This is a genomic window from Alsobacter sp. KACC 23698, assembly GCF_045348435.1.
Taxonomy (GTDB): domain Bacteria; phylum Pseudomonadota; class Alphaproteobacteria; order Rhizobiales; family Beijerinckiaceae; genus Alsobacter.
In genome coordinates this window covers 3716706-3734752 of record NZ_CP157484.1, presented here as the reverse complement: position 1 = coordinate 3734752, position 18047 = coordinate 3716706, and the positions used below count along the sequence as shown (strand labels likewise).

Genomic DNA, 18047 nt, shown 5'->3' with positions numbered 1-18047 from the left:
CACTTGGTCCGAAAATCGGTCTTGGCGAAGAGAGAAGCGGGGAATGAGAACGCTCGGCCCCGCAGCACGATCATGCCTATTTTTGCTGGTACTCAATCCGATACCATTCAGCCTGTGCATTTCTAGGCCATGTTGACAAAATGCCTGATCCAGAGGCGGATGGCCCCGATGAGGGCGATGTCGGCAGAGATCGCGCGAAGAGACTTCCCAGCCTCACGCGCCTCAGCCATCGCGCGGATCGCCTCCTGTTCGGCAGGGTTCTCGATCAAGGCTCCGGCGGCGACGCTGTAGCCGAAGGGGACGGAGCCACCAAGGTAGCGCTTTCTACTCTTCTGGTCGGCCTTGGCAGTGGATACGCGCTCGCGGATCCGGTCGCGCTCGGCTTCGGCTACGGCGGAGAGAATCGTGAATACCAGCTTGGCGATGCCGTTAACCGTGACGTCGCTGCCCAGGTCGATCATGTGGAGGTGCACGCCGAGCCGCGCCAGGTGCTCCAGGTTGCGCAGGGCGTCGTTAGCGCTACGAAACATGCGGTCAAGCTTCGGGGTGATCACCACGTCCCCGGCACGCAGGATCGCCAGCAGCTCGCCGCCGGCCGCGCGCTCGATCAGCGGCTTAGAGCCGGAGACGCCGCGCTCCACGAATGTCTGCTCCACCTTGAGCCCGAGCATCAGCGCATAGCCGCTGACCGTGCGCTCCTAGACGTCGAGGCTTTCGCCGTCGTTGGCTTGCCGATCGGTGCTGACCCGGGTGTAAGCGTAGACAGCCATCAGGACCTCTGGAAGCCTGTAAACGTGCGAATTCACAGTCTCACGAAGCACTCGGTTCGGCGGTTTCAGCAGCCCAACTTAGAGCGGTTGATTTTGGTCCTTATTGAAAATTATTTTTCTGAATTTCTTAATTTATCAGACAAATTTACGATTATAATCATGTGAGGGACGGGAAATGTTCTGTTGAGTTGCAATGTGTCCGGAGCCAGTGCGTGCTGCTCGCAATTGAGCAAGATGGGGCCGTGATGATGGCCGTGTGGTCCAAGGCGCAAGTCCGCGACTCTCCTGCGGCTTCGGGCTGCATTCTGTTTTCGATATGGGCGCAAGATACTGTTTCAAAATCGCACTCCACCCAGTGAGGTGGCGATATGGCTGAGGATATTCCGCTCGAGTCACTGCGGGCTCCCAGTAGGGCAAGGTGAGTGCGTCAGCCCTGTCTAGACTAGGCGAACGACCTCGTTGCCGCTGTGGTTGAAGACGTAGATCGAAACCGTGGTGCTCAACAGACGATGCATCGCAGCCGGGCGAATTTCCCCGTCTGCGAAAGACGCGTAGGCATCGCTCTCGTTTTGTTGCTTTTGGTTGATCATTGCGATCTCGTGCTGTGTCCAGGTTTCGTCAATGTCTGGCCGGGCTAAGAATTCGGAGTAGCGCGGTAACCTCGCGCCGCCGTTCTACTGCGGTTGAGGTTTCTCGACCATGCCTCGAAGCGCCAACCCTGCTTCACGACCGACGCGTGGGGGCAGGTCACCAAAACCCAACTTAGCTTAGTTTTTAAAACGGATTAGGCGCGAGCATGAGAGCGCCCTTCAGCTTCGCCAATCCTTCAAGTCGGCCTCGGGGACGCAGGGACGCAAGGTGACCCACCGAGCTTCGGACTGCTGAACTAAGTGAGATGGCCTCTATGGACTTTCGCGTCACCCTGCGTCCCTGCGTCACTCTGATCAGCAAGGAACGGGATCTATTACGAGTTGCGTCACCTTGCTGGGTCACTTTCCTCGCCATCGCCCACCAGCCCAGGTCCTCGGTTTGCGGCCGCGCGTCCGCATCAGCCGCGTAGACAAGATCCTCTTGTCAGGGAAGCTCCGACGCGCCGGTGGGCTCCTGTCAGGGGGAGCCTCGGTTCGCTACGTCTCAATCAGTAGGCCAGTCTGCGCCGTCCTTGCGTGACGGGACCCAATAGCGGCCTTCAGAGCCCGACTTGCGCCGCTCCCACCCTGAGCGCTCGAGCACAGCAGAGATTCGCCTTTGTTCACGCGTTCCGATCCGTGAGATATCGAAACCTAGAATTTCGCGCGCAATTCCCGTGACGGTGACTTTAGACACGCTTTTCAGATGATTCACGATTAGCTCTTCCCAAGGATCTATTTCCAAGCGAGCCTCCTGCTGTGGTGCTATATTCTCACGTTCGAACGCGTCGTCCGGCCACCACCGTCTTCCATCGCGATAAAGGCAGAGCGCTTCGGCGAACAACTGGTCTCGATCATGCGCCAGCGCTTCGGTATCGATTTGTCCGACCTTCACTGGCCAGAACCGACGCCCACCAGTTTTGTCTTGGAGATAAACTCCCTCATTTGTGGTGCCGATGAAGACACATTGGCGGGGCTGCTCAACCTCTCGACGGCCATAGCTAGGCCGGTATCGCTCGACAGGTCGGCTGATGAAAGCTTTGAGGCAGGCGCTCTCCGCGCGCGACATAGCGGACATCTCAGCCACTTCGATCAGCCATTTCCCAGGCAGATGTTGAGCCACATCTTTACCACTGGTGATCTCAGGCAAGCTGTCGGAGAACCAATCGCTGCCGAGGATTTTGCAGGCAGTTGATTTTCTTGTCCCCTGCGCACCTTCGAGCACGAGCATGTAGTCGCATTTGCAGCCAGGCTCAAACACCCGAGCTACCATTGCCACCATGAACATGATGCCCACTTGTTTGGCGTAAGCGTCCTCGATAACTCCGAGGTAAGTAGTGAGCCAAGTCTGAAGGCGGGACTGTCCGTCCCAATGCAAGGCGTTGAGATAATCTCGGACGGGGTGGGCGGCGCTTTCCTTGGCGCGGAGCTCGACCGCCTGGTGAACGGTGTCTTTGGTCAAGCGCGGGAGTCCGGCAAGCTGGAGATATTCCTGAACAACGCCGACGTCGAAATCCGTAACACGCCGCCGCTCGAATGGACTAGCTTCGGCCCAAGGCAACGGCGCGACCAGCATAGCTGCGCAAGCCATCTCGTCTTGAGCGAAGCAGTTTTCGAGAACTGGGTCTTCTCGCAGGGCGTGCAGCGCGTTGGCAAGATTGGAATGCTGCCGGTTAGACGTGTGGCAGCGACTTGGCCAGTCGCTCCTGACAAATACGACCGACGCTGGCGGCCGCTGCTTGCGATCGCGCATCTCTGCGGCTGCTGTGATCGGAATAACGGTGCCATGCGTGTTCAGAAGGTCCTCAGGGTTCGGAGACATCATCGGTCGTCCTGATCACGTCGTTCCAGTCCTGCCCAGGCGAACGCGGCGGGATGATCCGGCACTCACGACCAGCCTTCAGCCACCGCGTTGCGCAATCGCGAGCGGCGCTGAGTCCCGCCATGTCGTGGTCAGCAAAGATCGTCAGAGCCTCCACACCGGGGAGCACCGGGAAGCGGGCGATGGCTCCGGCGCTGCCCAGCGCCCAAACGGGTCTCCAGCCCCTTTGAACGAGAGTAAGTCCCGTCTCGACGCCCTCAGTGATCCCCAGGCCAGTGGTGACCTCTACTTCGGGGCAGAGGTCGACGGCGGTTCCGGATGAGGATCCGAGGACTCGCTTCGCGATATTCGCAATCTTTCGACCGTCGTAGCTCAGAAACGTCCGATGAACGGCACGCATTTGGCCCGTGGTGATGTCCACCATGGAATGGACCATGGCTGGGAAGGGCTCATAGCGCCCTTCTGAGACCTTCATCGCACAGGCGGCATGGAACCGAGTAGCTGTCGATGGTGAAAGACCACGCTGGGCCAAATAGGCTGCCGCGAGAGTGCCGTCTGCGCTGACGCTTTCCCTCCAAATTTTCAGCGCTAGCCGCAACCTACTCCGGCCTATGGACGCATCCACGTCCACCGCAGGGGAGTTTGCGTGTCTGGCCCCAACCGGCAGCCCCGCTCTCCACTGCTTGGCCCAAATCAGTGCATCGCGGAGGGTGCCGCCGGTCTCATGCTGGATGAAATCGAGCACATCTCCGCCATTGCCGAGCTCGAAGTCATACCAGCGCCACGAGCCGGACATGTACACCACCAAGCTTCCATAGGTGCCCCATCGGACCTCGCGCCGGCTCGGATTTCGGATGCTAGCCGGACCCCGGAAGTTCTGAACAACAGCGACCATGTACGGCGCGAGTTGCTGCGCGATTTCCTTCGCGCAACAGGGCCCCGCCGAGTGAAGGGGATATGCTGCCATGACGCCTCTGAGAATGGGCCCCGGGCGAAGTGCCTCAATTCGAGCGATGCTCGGAGGCGAAGTTCTGCTGCGGAAGAGGTACAGTTGGACGCGCGTTCAGCCGGACGGAGCGGACGTCATCGCACCACGAATATCATCGGCTCCGAGCTGGCCGGCGCGGTCCAGAAGTTCGAGGAGGGTCTCAAAGGCGGTTCCATCGAGTTCCCGACGGAGCAGTTCCACCGCGCGGTGAACGGCGGCTTGCCGATCGTCACGCAAGCCAGCGTCATTGGGATCTGGCGTTGGATCCTCATCCTGGCCGAGAGCCGGCTCACCTTTCGGTGGCGCTGCGGCTTTCCTGCGGACCTCCCCATCCTCGTCCTTTGCTTCACGGATGAGCTTGGCGACCCCCTTTGCGGTCAAGCGAGCTCCTGCTTCAGTCTCCTCGATCACCTTTTCCCGGACAGCCGCGGGTGTAGAAGGAGCAGCAAGGAGGTAGACGGTCGTAATCGGCAAATGCGCAAGGATTTCGTGTTTGTCGCCAAACTGAGTGAAGGCGCTCATGTAATTCTGCGCCGATCGCATGGTCATCCCAAACTCCAATTCGATCCACCGGCCGAACTGCCCATGAGGGAGCGTCTCCTTCACGGCGCAAAGTTCACGGCCAATCTCCAAGGTGGAGTTTTTGATTTTCGCCCGGACGGAGTCGGCTGCCCGCTTGGCCACCAAAGCAATCTCTTTGGGGAGGTTCGAATACTCGAACCCGCAGTTAGGGACTCCAGCCGCAAGAAGCATCGGGGGCTCACCTCGCGTTTTGGGCTCTTTTCGGATCATGCCGTCCTCCTGGGATTTTCAATCGATAGGTGACGCTGCCTCGCACTGGCCGAGTTTGTTTGTGGCCCGGAACAGGGGTCTCCTGTGCTGGGCATTGCAGACCAGCGGACCGGCTGGGTTGCATCCTTTCTGCGCAAAGCGGCGCACTGGGAGCGGGCCTGCCAGAGACGAGTTTGCGGCACACCTTATGGCCGGCGTATTTTGAGCGCGGGGAGGTCGATGTCGTCGAACTCGGGATACGGGGCTGGCGCGGGGCGCTTCGCTTAACCCGGCTTTAGATGCCGCAGCAGAGCGGACACGGCGCGCCGACCCTCCACTGCGGTTCGCGTTTCCTGGCCGTGCCGGTAGGCCCCGTTGCGGTCGCCGGTCGGGCCGCCGCTCCCAGGCGCACCGCCATGCAGCCGGCAGCGCTTCTTCCCTTTAATCGCCGGCTTCCGGCAGGGCTCGCCGGCGCGCGTCCTGGCTCCGCAACGTGGGGCGCTGCGCAAGCTGGCAGGCTCATTCGTCGGACGCTCCATGGGGTCGCCTCGCGAGTTTCTTGCCCCCCTCCGGGGCTGGCTGCGGTTGTTGATCAGCCCGACGACCGCTTGGCCCCCGGCCTCGACAGTTACCCTTTCCACCCGGACCGTCTGCACCGCCGGGCGGCGCAGCTTCGCGAGCGCCTCGACCTGCCCCGCGAAAGCCCTGAGGAATTTGGCTGTGACCACGCCCGTCGGAGCGAAGTGAGGGAGCGTTGGATCCGTTACGCTCGTGCGCCCGAGGAGGCGCATCGCGACGACATTCGTGAGGGCCATCTGCGTGGCCAGGACTGCTTCCAGCTCGCTTGTCGGCTGAATGCCCGAGATGAAGGCCAAGGCGGCATTCATCTCGATCTCATCCGTGCTCTCCCCGAACATCGCCGTCCGCAGACCGCGTGAAAGGAAGCGGAGCTGCGTTTGGACGAAGCTGTCGGACACGGTTCCGAAGGCTCGACGCGCGACGAGAAACCATCCCTCTATGTCGTCATGACGCGGCTTGATGATCGGCTGCCCTGTGGCGGTCTCGCCGAGCCGCACCTCCGGCACTTGGATGACGCTCTTCTTGAATCGAGCGTCGCGCATAGCGCGGCGTTCCGCCCGAGTTGTTCGGTGCGGCGGGGCTGGGCTGCGACCCTGAGGATCCCGCCCGAGCCGCTCGTTGCGCCGCGGGCAAAATTCGGCTGGCGTCGCTCTGGCTGACCGTTCTGAATTCGGCTGGCGCTGCTCAGCAGCGGTCAGGGCCACGGGATGGAGTTGTGGCGGCGAGCCGACGACACGATCGGTTGAAACGGTTTCGGCGATTGATGGCAGCGCGTCACGGTTCATTCGACACGGCCCCGCTGCTCAGGCCGGCCGCCCACCGCCGGTTCGAAGCAAGGAAGGCCTCGAGGTCGGAGCGGAGTATCAGGCGACGTCCGGCCGCTTTGATCATCCGCAGCTCACCTCGGCTTTCAAGTGAGTAAAGAGTAGAGCGACTGAGGCCAGAGTAACGCACAGCGTCGTTGATGCGGAATGCGAACGGGTTAATGTTGGGCTGAGTGAGGTGGCTCATACCGAACTATCTCCAGCTATATGAGACAGCTCTTTCTTATCCTCGGGTGAGCACCGTTGTCCAAATGTGCAAATGTACAACGGCAAAAACCTGGCACATTTTCCTGCACATTTGCTACAAGGCTCGCCGGCTTATCGCCTCTTCGGTGGCCTCCCCGCACGGCGCGCGCCGAAGAGCCTTTTAACCTCGGCGTACACAGCCTCTCTCTTGAACCGACCCGTCAGCTCCTTGAAAATTGCTCGTTTGCCGGTTTGGCGTATTCGGGATGAGGCATCGAGGACAGCATTGGTGATGCTTATGTCGGGCTGGAAATCTCGCGCGCGCGCGTCCAGCAGTTCTCGACGGCAGTCTCTTACAAACCTCTGGAATAACTCATCAAACCACAACGATGTTGGCTCAAATCCGGTTATGTATATGAATTTCTTTTCTGGCATTGTCAGTCCTCCCCAGACGCTTCCGACTGCAACTCCGGCATGCTACCGCGCCACGCACTCCCGAGAAACTCTGCCCAACTGTCCATCATGATCCGTCGCTTCTTAAGCGCGTCTCCACGGCGGTAAGCGCGCTCGACCTCGTCGCCAACCCTGTGCGCGAGGGCCATCTCGGCCACGTCGCGCTGGAAGTCAGTCGCCTCACCCACCCAGTCGCGGAACGACGACCGAAAGCCGTGGACCGTCGCATTCTCTACCTTCAATCGACGCAATGCCATCTCCAGCGCCGTGACGGAGAGACCGCGCTCGGCTCGACGGCCAGGAAAGACGTGCTCGTTGCGCTCGGTCCGGACGCGCTGCATAGCGGTCAGTATATCGACGGCGCGATGGGAGAGCGGCACCCTGTGCTCCTTGCCTGCCTTCATGCGGCCAGCTGGCACGGTCCAGATCTTGGATCTAAGATCGACCTCGCTCCACCTCGCGCCGAGCACCTCGCCCGAGCGGGCGGCGGTTAGGATCGTGAACTCCAAAGCGGCCGCAGCGACGCTCTCTGCCGCGCGTAGCTTGACGATTAGGGCTGGCACCTCGCCGAAGGCCATTGCGGCATAATGGCCCTTTTGAAGCTTCCCGCGCTTTGGCAGCAGCTTGTCGATGTGATGTCGCCACTGGGCGGGATTGGGACCCGACCGATGCCCTTTGGCCGTCGAGGCGGCGAGCACGGCCTCGATGCGCCCCCGGAGCCGGGAAGCCGTTTCGTGGCGACTGGTCCAGAGTGGCTTCAGAACCGCGAGCACGTGCTCGGTCGTCACTTGATTGACCGGGAGCGATCGAAGGGACTTCGCATACTCACGGAGCGTCATCTCCCACTGAGCCTTGTGTTTCGCATTGCGCCAATTGGCGGCCATGCTGGCGATCAGCGTATCAGCCTCTTCACCGAACGTAGGGACGGCGCCGGCGGGCTTCAGGATGGCTCTGGGGTCTCTCCCGTCGCCGACGGCTTCCCGAGCCAACGCGGCCCGTTCGCGGGCAGAGGCGAGCGACACCTTGGTCAAGGAGCCGAGGCCGATCTCCGTACGCTTGCCGCCAGCCTTCCACATGAAAACCCATGACTTCGCGCCGCCTGTCGAGACGCTGAGGTAGAGGCCCCCACCGTCTGCGTAGCGGCCCGGCTCCTTAGCTGTGGCAACAGTCCGAGCACTGAGCATTTTCTCGGGTCGAGCCATCGATCTTCCCTACCTTCTGCCCCACCCACATGGCTGGATTACTGCAACCAGCTATGGACAGAGTAGGATGAAATTCGTTGATACACTACGGTTTTTTCGGTGAACGTGGACGGGCTCGCACAGGCAAATACAGCAATATGGCGGACGCCGTCTCCGACATCGTCGACGTCTCGCCCGCCGAGCTGCAGGCCGCGCCGGCCATCGACGGAGACCATGACGACCTTGTCCGCACCCTCGCGGTGAAGGGCGGCACGATCGTGGCCCTGCTGGAGCTCGCCTCGATCGCGAAAGGAACCGGCGATGAACGCGCAAACGGTTAAGCTCGGCCTCGCGGCGTCGCTGGGGGCCGCCGCTCTCGCCGCCGCCTTCGGGACGTGGCTGCTGATCCGCGGCGGGATGGACCCGACGGCCGGCGGCTCGCTCCTGGCTTTCCAGCTTCTCGTGCTGGCGGCGGCCGCCCAGCTGGTGGCGCGCGGGCTGCTGGGCCCGCTGTCGCGGATCACGGCGCAGCTCGGAAGCTCCGCGACGGGCGGTGGGCTGGAGGGCGCGCTCGCCCATGCGGATGCGGGGCGCCAGGACGCCGAGCGCGCCGCCGCGGCGCTGCAGTGCGCCATCGGCAGCATCATGCTGGTGGACCCCGAGCACCGGATCGTCTTCATGAACACGTCGGTGAAGTCGCTGTTCCGGGAGCATGTGCAGGACTTCCGCACGGCCTTCCCGAATTTCGACCCGGACGACATCCTCGGCAAGTCGATGGGGGTGTTCCACAAGAACGCCGCCCACCAGGAGCGCATGCTGGAGCGGCTCAGCCAGCCCCACGTGACGCGGATCCGGATGGGGCGGCGCACCTTCGACCTCCTGGTCACCCCGGTCATTACAGCGAAGGGCGAGCGGCGCGGCGCCATGCTGGAATGGCGCGACATGACGGCCGAGGTCGCCATGCAGGACCAAGTGGCCCACGTGGCCAAGAACGCCGCGAAGGGCGACTTCTCCGGCCGGATTCCGCTGGAGGACAAGAGCGGCTTCATGCGCGAGATCTCCTCGCTGATGAACGAACTCTGCGCCGCGACCGACGCGGCGATCACCGACTTCACCCGCACCGCCACTCAAGGAGGCGCTGAACGAGACGATCACCCGGCTCGCCGACGCGGTGACCACCATCCAGACCACCGCCATCGATGTCGCGACCGCCTCGCGCGAGATCAATTCCGGCGCCGACGACCTGTCGCGCCGGACCGAGGAGCAGGCTTCGTCGCTGGAGCAGACCGCGGCCACGACCGAGGAGCTCGCCGCCTCCGTGAAGGCGTCGGCGCAGTCGTCCCGTCAGGCGGTGGACCTCGCCGAGGAGGCGACGCGCGTCGCCCAGACGGGAGGCCAGATCGTCAACGAGGCCGTGGAGGCGATGGCGCGCATCGAGGCGGCGTCGCAGAGGATCTCCGACATCACCTCCGTGATCGACGACATCGCGTTCCAGACCAACCTTCTCGCCCTCAACGCCGCCGTCGAGGCGGCCCGGGCGGGCGAGGCCGGCAAGGGCTTCGCGGTGGTCGCGTCCGAGGTGCGGACGCTGGCGCAGCGCTCCAGCGAGGCCGCCAAGGACATCACCGGGCTCATCACCTCGTCCTCCGCGGAGGTGGCGCAGGGCGTGAAGCTGGTGCGCTCCGCGGGCGACACGCTCGGGCGCATCGTGGAGGCCTCGCGCAAGGTGGCCGGCACCGTGTCGGAGATCTCCTCCGCCAGCGCCGAGCAGGCCAGCGGGATCGACGAGATGAGCCAGGCCGTCGCCCACATGGACGAGATGACCCAGCAGAACGCCGCGCTGGCCGAACAGAGCGCCGCCTCGGCGGGCTCTCTGACCAGCCAGCTGCAGCGGCTGAACGACCTCGTGGCGACCTTCCGCACCGCCCAGGCGGCGCGCGCGCCGATCGCCGCCATCGCGCCGTCGGCGTCGCCCGTGGGGCGGCCGACGATGAGCGAGCCGGCGCGCCTGCGACGCCTGGCGGCCGACGCCTTCGCGGCCCGAAGCCACGGCGACGCGGGCGGGGGCGCGAAGGCGCCGGTCGCCAAGCCGGCCTTCAAGGCGCCGCCCCCGCGCGCCAAGGCCGCCAGCGCCCGGCCCGCGCCCGCGCGGCGGACCGGCAACGACGGCGCCAGCTGGGAAGAATTCTAAGAGCAGCGCATCAGACGAGCGAATGGGGCGTCCCAGGCCGGGGCGCCCCTTTTGCGTGGGCGTGCGAGATGGCCGTTGCATCAGCCCGTCGTTCGTTCAGGATGCCCTGCAAGTCCGGGTTGCGCGCAGGCGCGGGCCGGGCAGGGGAGTCGGCCGCGACCAATGACGGACCGACACGGGGAGGAACCATGACACGCTTCACACGCCGCAGCGTGGTGGGCGGAGCGGCGAGCATCGCCGCGCTGCACGCCACCGGAGCCTTCGGGCAAAGCGCGCCGGCCGGAGGCCCCGTCGCGCTCAATATCGTGGACGTCGCCGGGAACCTGCAGCTCACGCAAGCCGCCATCGAGCGCTTCGTGAGGGAGAATCCGAAGCTCGTCTCGAAGGTGAACTTTTCGCGCGCGCCCTCGCCGGAGCTGCCGGCCAAGCTGAAGGCGCAGCAGCAGGCCAACCGCGTCGACATCGACCTCGTGCTGACCGGGCCGGGCGCCATGTCGGACGGCATCCAGCAGGGGCTGTGGGTCGACGTGTGGAAGTCGCAGGCCGCGCTGCTGCCCAAGGCCGAGGAGGTCTATCACGAGCAGGCCTTGATGATGCAGCGCAATTTCGGCCAGAACGAAGGCGTGGCGGTGGCCTATTCGCCCTCCGGGCCCCTCTTCGAATATGCGCCGGACCGGCTGAAGACCGTGCCCAAGACGGCCGAGGAGTTCCTGGCCTATGTGAAGCAGAACCCCAAGCGCTTCACCTATGCGCGGCCGGTGAATTCCGGGCCGGGCTGGACCTTCCTGCAGGGGCTGCCCTACATCCTCAACGACGCCGACCCCGCCGACCCGATGAAGGGCTGGGACAAGACCTGGGCCTATCTGAAGGAGCTCGGGACGGGCATCGACTATTATCCCGGCGGCACCACGCCGACCATGAAGGAGCTGGGCGAGGGCACGCGCGACGTGATCGTCTCCACCTTCGGGTGGGACATCAACCCGCGCGCGCTCGGCATCGTGCCCAAGGAGGCCGAGGTCTTCGTGCTGGCCAACACGCACTGGATCCCCGACACGCAGTTCATGTGCATCCCCAAGGGGACCGCCGAGGCGAAGATCCCGGTGCTGCTGGCGCTGATGTCGCACATGCTGAAGCCGGAAGCGCAGGCCGGCACCTACGACAAGGGCTATTTCTACCCCGGCCCGGCCGTGAAGGGCGTCACCCTGGCGATGGCCCCGCAGGAGAGCCGCGACGTGCTGAAGGAGTATGGCCGGCCGGCCTATGACGATCTGATCGCCAAGACGCCGACCAAGCCGCCGCTCACCCCGGAGCGGCTGGTGGCGGCGTTCCGGCGGTGGGACCAGGAGATCGGCGTCGGACACGGGGCGCCGAACTGATGCGGTTCGCCGCCATCGGGCTGGACCACCGGCACATCTTCCACATGGTGGGCGGCCTCCTCGACGCCGGCGCGACATGCGCCGGCTTCGACCCGCAGACGAGCGACCCGCGCGTGCTGGCGGGCTTTCGGGAGCGCTTCCCGGACCTGCAGCCGGTGGACCGCGACGCGCTGCTGGACGACGCCTCCGTCGACATGATCGTCTGCGCCGCCATCCCGTCCGACCGCGCCGCGCTGGCGGTGCGGGCCATGCGGGCCGGCAAGGACGTGATGGTCGACAAGCCCGGCGTCACCACTTTGGAGCAGCTCGCCGCCGTGGAGGCGGCCGTGGCGCAGACCGGGCGCATCTTCTCGGTGTGCTTCTCCGAGCGCTTCATCGTGCCGGCGACGATCGTGGCGGGAAAGCTGATCGCCGACGGGGCGATCGGCCGGGTGGTGCAGACCATCGGTCTCGGGCCGCACCGGCTGAACCGGGCCATCCGCCCGGACTGGTTCTTCGACAAGGCGCGGTTCGGCGGCGTCCTGACCGACATCGCGTCGCACCAGATCGACCAGTTCCTGCACTTCACGGGCTCGACGGACGCCGAGATCGTGGCCTCCGCGACGGGGCATTTCGGGCCGGACCTGCCCGACTTCGAGGATTTCGGCGAGATCCTGCTGCGCAGCGACCGGGCCTGCGGCTATGTGCGGGTGGACTGGTTCACGGCCGACGGCCTGCCCACCTGGGGCGACGGGCGCCTCACCATCCTGGGTACGGAGGGCACGATTGAGCTGCGCAAATATGTCGACATCGCCGGGCGGCCGGGCGCGGACCACGTCTTCCTGGTCGACAAGGCCGGCGTGCGCCACATCGACGCCTCGGGCGAGCCGCTGACCTATTTCCGAAACCTCGTCGCCGACGCAGCCGGCCGCACCGAGACGGCGGCGGCGCAAAGCCACGTCTTCACCGTATGCCGGCTGGCCCTGCAGGCGCAGGCGCGGGCGGCGCGGCTGCCCGCCGGCGCGGGCCGGCCCTTCCAGCAGGGACGCCAGACATGACCGCCACGATCGGCGTCGCCATCATCGGGCTCGGGCCGGCCTCGCTGCCGCATTCCAAGAGCCTCATCGACCTGCAGGACCAGGCGCAGGTGCGCTGGGCGGTGAGCCGCACGGCGGAGCGGGCGGAAGACTATGGCGCGAGATTCCCGTTCCGGACCACGACCGACATGGAGGCCGCGCTGGCCGACGAGGGCGTGGCGGCCGTGATCGTGCTGACGCCGCCGAGCAGCCATCTCGACGTCTCGGCGCTGTGCCTGGAGCGCGGCAAGCACGTGCTGGTGGAAAAGCCGCTGGAGCTGACCAGCGAACGCGGGGCCGCGCTGGCGCAGGCCGCGCGCCGCGCCGGCCGGACGCTGGGGGTGGTGCTGCAGCACCGGTTCCGCCCGGCGAGCCTGCGCCTGAAGGCGGCGCTCGACGCCGGCGAACTCGGCGCCGTGGAGGCCGCCTCCCTGGCGGTGCCGTGGTGGCGGCCGCAGGCCTATTACGACGAGCCCGGCCGCGGGACCTTCGCGCGCGACGGCGGCGGCGTGCTGCTGACGCAGGCGATCCATTCGCTCGACCTGTTCCGCTCGCTGGTGGGCGTGTCGCGCGTGGTCGCCGCGCAGGCGCGCACGACCGGGCTGCACCGGATGGAGACGGAGGACTATGTCTCGGCCCTGCTGGAGACGGGCGACGGCGCGCCGGCGACGCTGATGACCACCACGGCGGCCTATCCGGGCCATCCCGAGCGCATCGAGATCATCGGCCGCAAGGGCCACGCCTCGCTGGTGGGCGGGCGGCTGGAGCTCGCCTTCCTGGACGGACGCCGCGAGACCGTGGAGGCGGAGGGCGCCACCGGCAGCGGGGCCAACATCATGGACTTCCCGCATGACGCGCACCGCGCCGTCATCGCCGATTTCCTGGAGGCGATCCGGACCGGGCGCGAGCCCGTGGTGACGGGCGAGGAGGCGCTGGCCTCCCAGCAGCTCGTCGACGAGATCCTCGACGTCGCCGGCTTCCGGCGGCCCGGGCGGGGCTGACGCCGCCCGGGCGAAGGCCGGGACGGCGGGGCCATCCCGGCGCTCCGACCTCAGGGCCGCGCGCAAGCGCGCGAGGCTCAGGCGTCGCCCGTGCGGGCGTTGTGGCTGCGCTTGAGGTTGGGGGTGGAGGTCGGCTGCTTGCCGACCATCGTGTCGGCGCGGTTCACCTGCCCGCCCTTGGCCCCCACGCCGCCCTCGCGGGCGGTCTCGTGGTTCGGGATTCGGGTCTGCGGGCCCGCTTCGGTCTTCATGCGGAGCGCCTTGCGGGCGTTGGCGGTCAGCTCGCTCTCCTGACCGCCGGGGTTGTGCGGCTTGTCGCTCATGGGGTCCTCGCTCGCTGGTGGTTCACTTACTGTTGTGCTGGCCGGGGCCGCCGTCGCGGTGGGCCGGATGGCCGCCCTGGCCCTGGACGCGCGGCGCGCCGCCCGCGCCGTCGCCGCCGCCATCCTGGCGGCCGCGCCCGTCATGGCGCTCATCCGCGCCGGACCGCGCCTGCGTCCCCCCGCGCTCCGGCCCCTGATGCCCCTGGCTGGCCTCGTTCCGGTCAGTCTCCCCCTGCTTCAGCGGAACATGGCCCTTCTGCTTCTCGGACCGATTGTTGTGATCGCGTACCGTCATGGGCTCCTCCTCAGGGGAGGAAAACGCCGGGGGACGGGGCGGGTTCACGGGGGTGGGTGGTTTGTGCGGGGGGTAGACGAGTGGCGCGGTAAGGGCATGAGCCCACCTAAGAACCAGATTCCCAGTGGCCGTGCCGTTCTTCGAAATGCAATCAAAAACAACCTAGGGTTCATTTCGAAATATTCATTGATAAAGCTTATCCGTCTCAATTATGTACAGTGATACCATACGGGGTGCCTGGGCATGGCTGATCAAGGTCACGAATTCGGTGGAGTCTCCACCGATCTGAAACTGTCCATGGTGCAAGGTTATTTGGAAGCATTCACAAAGGCTCTAAGAAACAAGTTTCCTCAGCTTTGGTACATTGATGCATTTGCTGGCACTGGCGAGAGAACAGTCCGAATGGACGCAGCTCCCGCCACGTTATTCAATGATGAGACTCCAGAGCGAATTGAGCAGAGGCGAGGGTCAGCGCTAATCGCCATCGAAACCAAACCTGAGTTCAGCAGGCTTGTGTTCATGGAAAAGAAAACGAAACATTGCGAAGCGCTCCGCGCACTCGCTAGTGCTAACCGTCACCGGCGCATTGACGTTCTTCAAGGCGACGCAAACGAGGAAATCGCCCGACTAATCGATCAGCAAACATGGCGGTCGACACGCGCCGTAATGTTTTTGGATCCGTACGGTATGAGCGTCGATTGGGAAACACTGACGCGAATACGGGCCACAGAAGCAATCGACGTGTGGTATTTAGTTTCCTTGGCGGGGTTGTTTCGCCAAGCGCCCCGCGATGAAGCTGCGATCGACCTCAACAAACGCGCGGCGATTTCGCGTATGCTCGGTACAGAGAAATGGCAGGATGATTGGTATAATGAGGATAACAACTTGGATTTGTTCGGCGAAGCCCGAAGGTCGCGCTTTATGGAAATTCCAGACATGCAGAACTACATTCACTCCCGACTCAAAACGATTTTTCCAGCTGTCCTAAAGCCGCTCACGCTCAGAAACGACAGTAACGTACCTATGTTCGCGTTATTCTTCGCTATTTCGAATCCTAATCCCTCAGCAATAAGACTTGCTACTGATATAGCGGGCTATATTCTTAACTCGGGCAGAGAGTCCCAAGTCCTGCCGCGGTAAGTACGTCCGGCAGCTTTTTTGTTTCGGCCGCCCCATTGTTTAAAGAAAAATGCTGCTCCGGCTTTATCGCAGAGCTCTTTCACTTCATCTACCCAGATCGGGTCCATCTGCCGGGCCCGCGGCCCTGACTCGCCGCCGACGATCGCCCAGTCGATCTGAGCGAGATCAGCGCCTGAAACAGACCCTATCAAAGGCTCGAATGATACGAAACGCACTGCAGCAGGAACGCGGCGTAGATCTTCTAGGCGAAATAATACAGAAGCGTCCTCAACGCTAGTCCCTAGCCATACATGCGGCAAAACAGGGAGTATGTTCGTCTTAAGTAGGTCAGCCATTCGGTCTGGCCGCTTGGTCAATATCTGATAGGTATGCCGTGGTGTTTGGGCCATGATCTCCCATATTCGAGTCACGAAAGCGGCAGGCACTTTTTCTTGAAAAAGATCTGACATCGAATTTACAAAGACCCTGCGGGGCTTAGTCCAATTGCCTGGAATCGAGAGCGCCTTTTCATCCAGTGACACGCGCCCCGTCCACACGGCTCGCTTGCCGGTCCTGCGTGTCAAGGCGGCATACTTTTCTACGCCCATAGCCTCGAGTCTGGCCGCCATTCGCATGGCGTAGCAGTTGGTGCAACCAGCAGACATAATTGTGCACCCCGCAACTGGATTCCAGGTTGCGTCGGTCCATTCGATTGATGTTTCGCCCATTCAGGCCTCCCGGAGCAAACATAAAAATATATGCTTAACAAAATTTTGCCGATGTTATTTCTCCATCTTTTGTCTTTGCCGAGGAATGAGATCGCGGCGCAATCTGCTCCCCCTAAGTCACCCGACCTACCCCCCGCCATCCTGCCCGCTCTCCAGCGCCGCGGCGATGACGGCGGGGCAGACGTGGTGGGGAGGCGGCCCACCTCTCCCAGGACGAGGCCGGCGCTGTGGGGGAGGCGGCGGGCGGGCCAGAGGGCGTGGCGGCGCCGGGGGGCGACCTCGTCGCGGCCGCCGGCTGCGATGACGGTGCGCACCTCTCGTCGGCGCAGGCGCAGCGCGAGGGGGATAGCGCCTTGGTTGCAGGCGTTCAGCTCGGCCCCACGGGGGCGCGACGTCGCGGGCTCAGAGCGCCTGGGCGGCGAGGCCCTTCATCAGCACGGGGCCGGTGGGCCGGCCCGTGGGCGAGCCGCCGGCCGGCTCCAGGGTGACCTCGTAGAGCTGGTCGCGGGCGGGGGCGGGCAGGCCTTTCACGGCGAGGTCGACGCTGCGCAGCGCGTCCAGCAGGCCGACCGAGACGGGGCCGCGGGCGCGGTCCCACAGCGTCCAGACCTGCAGCGAGCGGCCGGGCGGCGCCGCGATCGCGTTCAGCGGCACGAGCTCGGTGCGGCCGTCCGCGAAGGCGTTGACGATGGCGGCGGGCCGGTCCGCCTCGCCGAGCAGGATGGCGACCAGCACGGGCGCGCGGCGGCTTTCGCGCAGGGCTGCGCCCAGGGCCAGCGCCAGGACGAGCGCGGCCGCCGCGCCGGCGAGGCCGACGCCGCGCCAGACGCGCAGGTCGCCCCACAAGGCGCGCCACCACGGGTCGGGCGGCGCCGCCGCGGGCCGCGCGGCGGCGGGGCGGGGCGCAGGGGAGGGGGCGGTCGCCGTAAGGCTGGCCTCGATGCGGCTCCACAGGGCTTCGGGCGGGGCGAGCGCGGGGGCGGCGCGGTCCATCCCGGCGAGGCGTTCGCGCCAGGCCTCGACGGCGGCGGCGAAGCCGGCGTCCTCGGCGGCGAGGCGCTCGCAGCGGGCGAGGTCCTCGCCCGTCGGGAGGCCGAGCGCGTATTCGGCGGCGAGGCCGTCGAGGTCGTCGGTGCGGGCCGGGGTCACGCCATGCACTCCCGCAGGGCCGCGAGGCTGCGGCGGATCCACGACTTCACGGTGCCGAGCGGCACGCCGAGGCGCCCGGCCAGCTCGCCGTGGGTCAATCCGCGCGTGTAGGCCAGCACGATGGCGTGGCGGCGCAGCGGCTCCAGCCGCTCCAGGCAGCGGCGCAGCGCGTCCGCGTCCGAGAGGGCCGACACCACGGCCTCCGCGTCGGCCTCGTCGGAGGCGACGTCGAGGCGGTCGTAGTCCTCGACGAGATCGGTGCGGGCCTCGCCGCGCAGCACGTTGAGGGCGAGGCGGCGCAGGATGGTGAAGATCCAGGTCGCGGGCTCGCCGCGGGCGGGGTCGTAGCTCGCCGCCTTCTCCCAGATGCGCATGAAGGCGTCGTGCACCACCTCCTCGGCCAGGTCGCGCCGGCGCAGGAGGCGCATCGCCACGCCCAGCATGCGCGGCGCGAAGGCGTCGTAGAGCGCCCGCAGGGCGGCGCGGTCGCCGCCGGCGCAGCCGCGCAGGGCCGCCGCCGCGTCGAACGCGTCGCCGGGATGCGGGAGGGGCGGCGGGCGCAGGGCGGCGGCCCCGCCGGGCGCTGGATCGAGCTGCATGCCTCCTG

Annotated in this window: 19 protein-coding genes; 5 read left to right on the top strand and 14 right to left on the bottom strand. The window is 65.2% G+C overall.

From position 1 onward, the window contains the following. Positions 1-122 precede the first annotated feature (122 nt). From ABEG18_RS17810 to ABEG18_RS17770, 9 genes are all read right to left on the bottom strand, one after another. Positions 123-671: a recombinase family protein gene (locus ABEG18_RS17810; RefSeq protein WP_406854385.1), complete on the bottom strand. Its 549-nt coding sequence runs from the start codon at positions 669-671 to the stop codon at positions 123-125. Positions 672-1207: 536 nt separating this feature from the next. After that, positions 1208-1360: a hypothetical protein gene (locus ABEG18_RS17805; RefSeq protein WP_406854384.1), complete on the bottom strand. Its 153-nt coding sequence runs from the start codon at positions 1358-1360 to the stop codon at positions 1208-1210. Positions 1361-1904: 544 nt separating this feature from the next. After that, positions 1905-3224, bottom strand: a complete 1320-nt coding sequence (locus ABEG18_RS17800; RefSeq protein WP_406854383.1) for a VapE domain-containing protein — start codon at positions 3222-3224, stop codon at positions 1905-1907. Then, a complete protein-coding gene (locus tag ABEG18_RS17795; RefSeq protein ID WP_406854382.1) occupies positions 3205-4017 on the bottom strand; it encodes a toprim domain-containing protein in 813 nt (270 codons plus the stop codon). The genes ABEG18_RS17800 and ABEG18_RS17795 overlap by 20 nt, the downstream gene beginning before the upstream one ends. Positions 4018-4284: 267 nt before the next feature. Beyond that, positions 4285-5001: a DUF3102 domain-containing protein gene (locus tag ABEG18_RS17790; protein ID WP_406854381.1), complete on the bottom strand. Its 717-nt coding sequence runs from the start codon at positions 4999-5001 to the stop codon at positions 4285-4287. Positions 5002-5264: 263 nt separating this feature from the next. Further along, positions 5265-6101, bottom strand: coding sequence for an HGGxSTG domain-containing protein (locus tag ABEG18_RS17785; protein ID WP_406854380.1), 837 nt, complete (start codon positions 6099-6101; stop codon positions 5265-5267). A 232-nt stretch (positions 6102-6333) separates the two neighbouring features. Next, on the bottom strand, positions 6334-6570 hold the full coding sequence (locus ABEG18_RS17780; RefSeq protein ID WP_406854379.1) for a helix-turn-helix domain-containing protein: 237 nt from the start codon (positions 6568-6570) through the stop codon (positions 6334-6336). Between the two features lie 436 nt (positions 6571-7006). After that, on the bottom strand, positions 7007-8224 hold the full coding sequence (locus tag ABEG18_RS17775) for a tyrosine-type recombinase/integrase (protein WP_406854378.1): 1218 nt from the start codon (positions 8222-8224) through the stop codon (positions 7007-7009). 38 nt (positions 8225-8262) lie between these two features. Continuing rightward, positions 8263-9318 (bottom strand): hypothetical protein, encoded by a 1056-nt coding sequence (locus ABEG18_RS17770; protein ID WP_406854377.1) that lies wholly within the window; start codon positions 9316-9318, stop codon positions 8263-8265. Positions 9319-9374: 56 nt separating this feature from the next. Here ABEG18_RS17770 and ABEG18_RS17765 point away from each other — a divergent pair, with 56 nt between their 5' ends. The 4 genes from ABEG18_RS17765 to ABEG18_RS17750 all read left to right on the top strand — a co-directional run bounded on the left by ABEG18_RS17765 (position 9375) and on the right by ABEG18_RS17750 (position 13826). Then, the gene (locus ABEG18_RS17765) at positions 9375-10394 is read left to right on the top strand and encodes a methyl-accepting chemotaxis protein (protein ID WP_406854376.1); all 1020 of its coding nucleotides are present in this window, start codon (positions 9375-9377) and stop codon (positions 10392-10394) included. 188 nt (positions 10395-10582) lie between these two features. After that, positions 10583-11770 (top strand): extracellular solute-binding protein, encoded by a 1188-nt coding sequence (locus ABEG18_RS17760; protein ID WP_406854375.1) that lies wholly within the window; start codon positions 10583-10585, stop codon positions 11768-11770. Beyond that, the gene (locus ABEG18_RS17755) at positions 11767-12807 is read left to right on the top strand and encodes a Gfo/Idh/MocA family protein (RefSeq protein ID WP_406858638.1); all 1041 of its coding nucleotides are present in this window, start codon (positions 11767-11769) and stop codon (positions 12805-12807) included. The genes ABEG18_RS17760 and ABEG18_RS17755 overlap by 4 nt, the downstream gene beginning before the upstream one ends. Beyond that, the gene (locus tag ABEG18_RS17750; protein ID WP_406854374.1) at positions 12804-13826 is read left to right on the top strand and encodes a Gfo/Idh/MocA family protein; all 1023 of its coding nucleotides are present in this window, start codon (positions 12804-12806) and stop codon (positions 13824-13826) included. Before ABEG18_RS17755 ends, ABEG18_RS17750 begins: the two co-directional genes overlap by 4 nt. Positions 13827-13903: 77 nt before the next feature. Here ABEG18_RS17750 and ABEG18_RS17745 read toward each other — a convergent pair whose 3' ends face one another. Both ABEG18_RS17745 and ABEG18_RS17740 read right to left on the bottom strand, forming a co-directional pair. Next, the gene (locus ABEG18_RS17745; RefSeq protein WP_406854373.1) at positions 13904-14149 is read right to left on the bottom strand and encodes a hypothetical protein; all 246 of its coding nucleotides are present in this window, start codon (positions 14147-14149) and stop codon (positions 13904-13906) included. 22 nt (positions 14150-14171) lie between these two features. Further along, positions 14172-14444: a hypothetical protein gene (locus ABEG18_RS17740; protein ID WP_406854372.1), complete on the bottom strand. Its 273-nt coding sequence runs from the start codon at positions 14442-14444 to the stop codon at positions 14172-14174. Between the two features lie 243 nt (positions 14445-14687). Here ABEG18_RS17740 and ABEG18_RS17735 point away from each other — a divergent pair, with 243 nt between their 5' ends. Further along, positions 14688-15584, top strand: a complete 897-nt coding sequence (locus ABEG18_RS17735; RefSeq protein ID WP_406854371.1) for a three-Cys-motif partner protein TcmP — start codon at positions 14688-14690, stop codon at positions 15582-15584. Here the strand turns inward: ABEG18_RS17735 and ABEG18_RS17730 are convergent. From ABEG18_RS17730 to ABEG18_RS17720, 3 genes are all read right to left on the bottom strand, one after another. Beyond that, on the bottom strand, positions 15539-16291 hold the full coding sequence (locus ABEG18_RS17730) for a DUF5131 family protein (RefSeq protein WP_406854370.1): 753 nt from the start codon (positions 16289-16291) through the stop codon (positions 15539-15541). The two genes, ABEG18_RS17735 and ABEG18_RS17730, sit on opposite strands and share 46 nt — an antisense overlap. A 402-nt stretch (positions 16292-16693) precedes the next feature. After that, positions 16694-17440, bottom strand: a complete 747-nt coding sequence (locus ABEG18_RS17725; protein WP_406854369.1) for an anti-sigma factor domain-containing protein — start codon at positions 17438-17440, stop codon at positions 16694-16696. Continuing rightward, positions 17437-18039 carry a sigma-70 family RNA polymerase sigma factor gene (locus ABEG18_RS17720; RefSeq protein WP_406854368.1) on the bottom strand — a complete coding sequence of 201 codons (603 nt, stop codon included), beginning with the start codon at positions 18037-18039 and terminating at the stop codon, positions 17437-17439. The genes ABEG18_RS17725 and ABEG18_RS17720 overlap by 4 nt, the downstream gene beginning before the upstream one ends. Between the last annotated feature and the right edge of the window lie 8 nt (positions 18040-18047).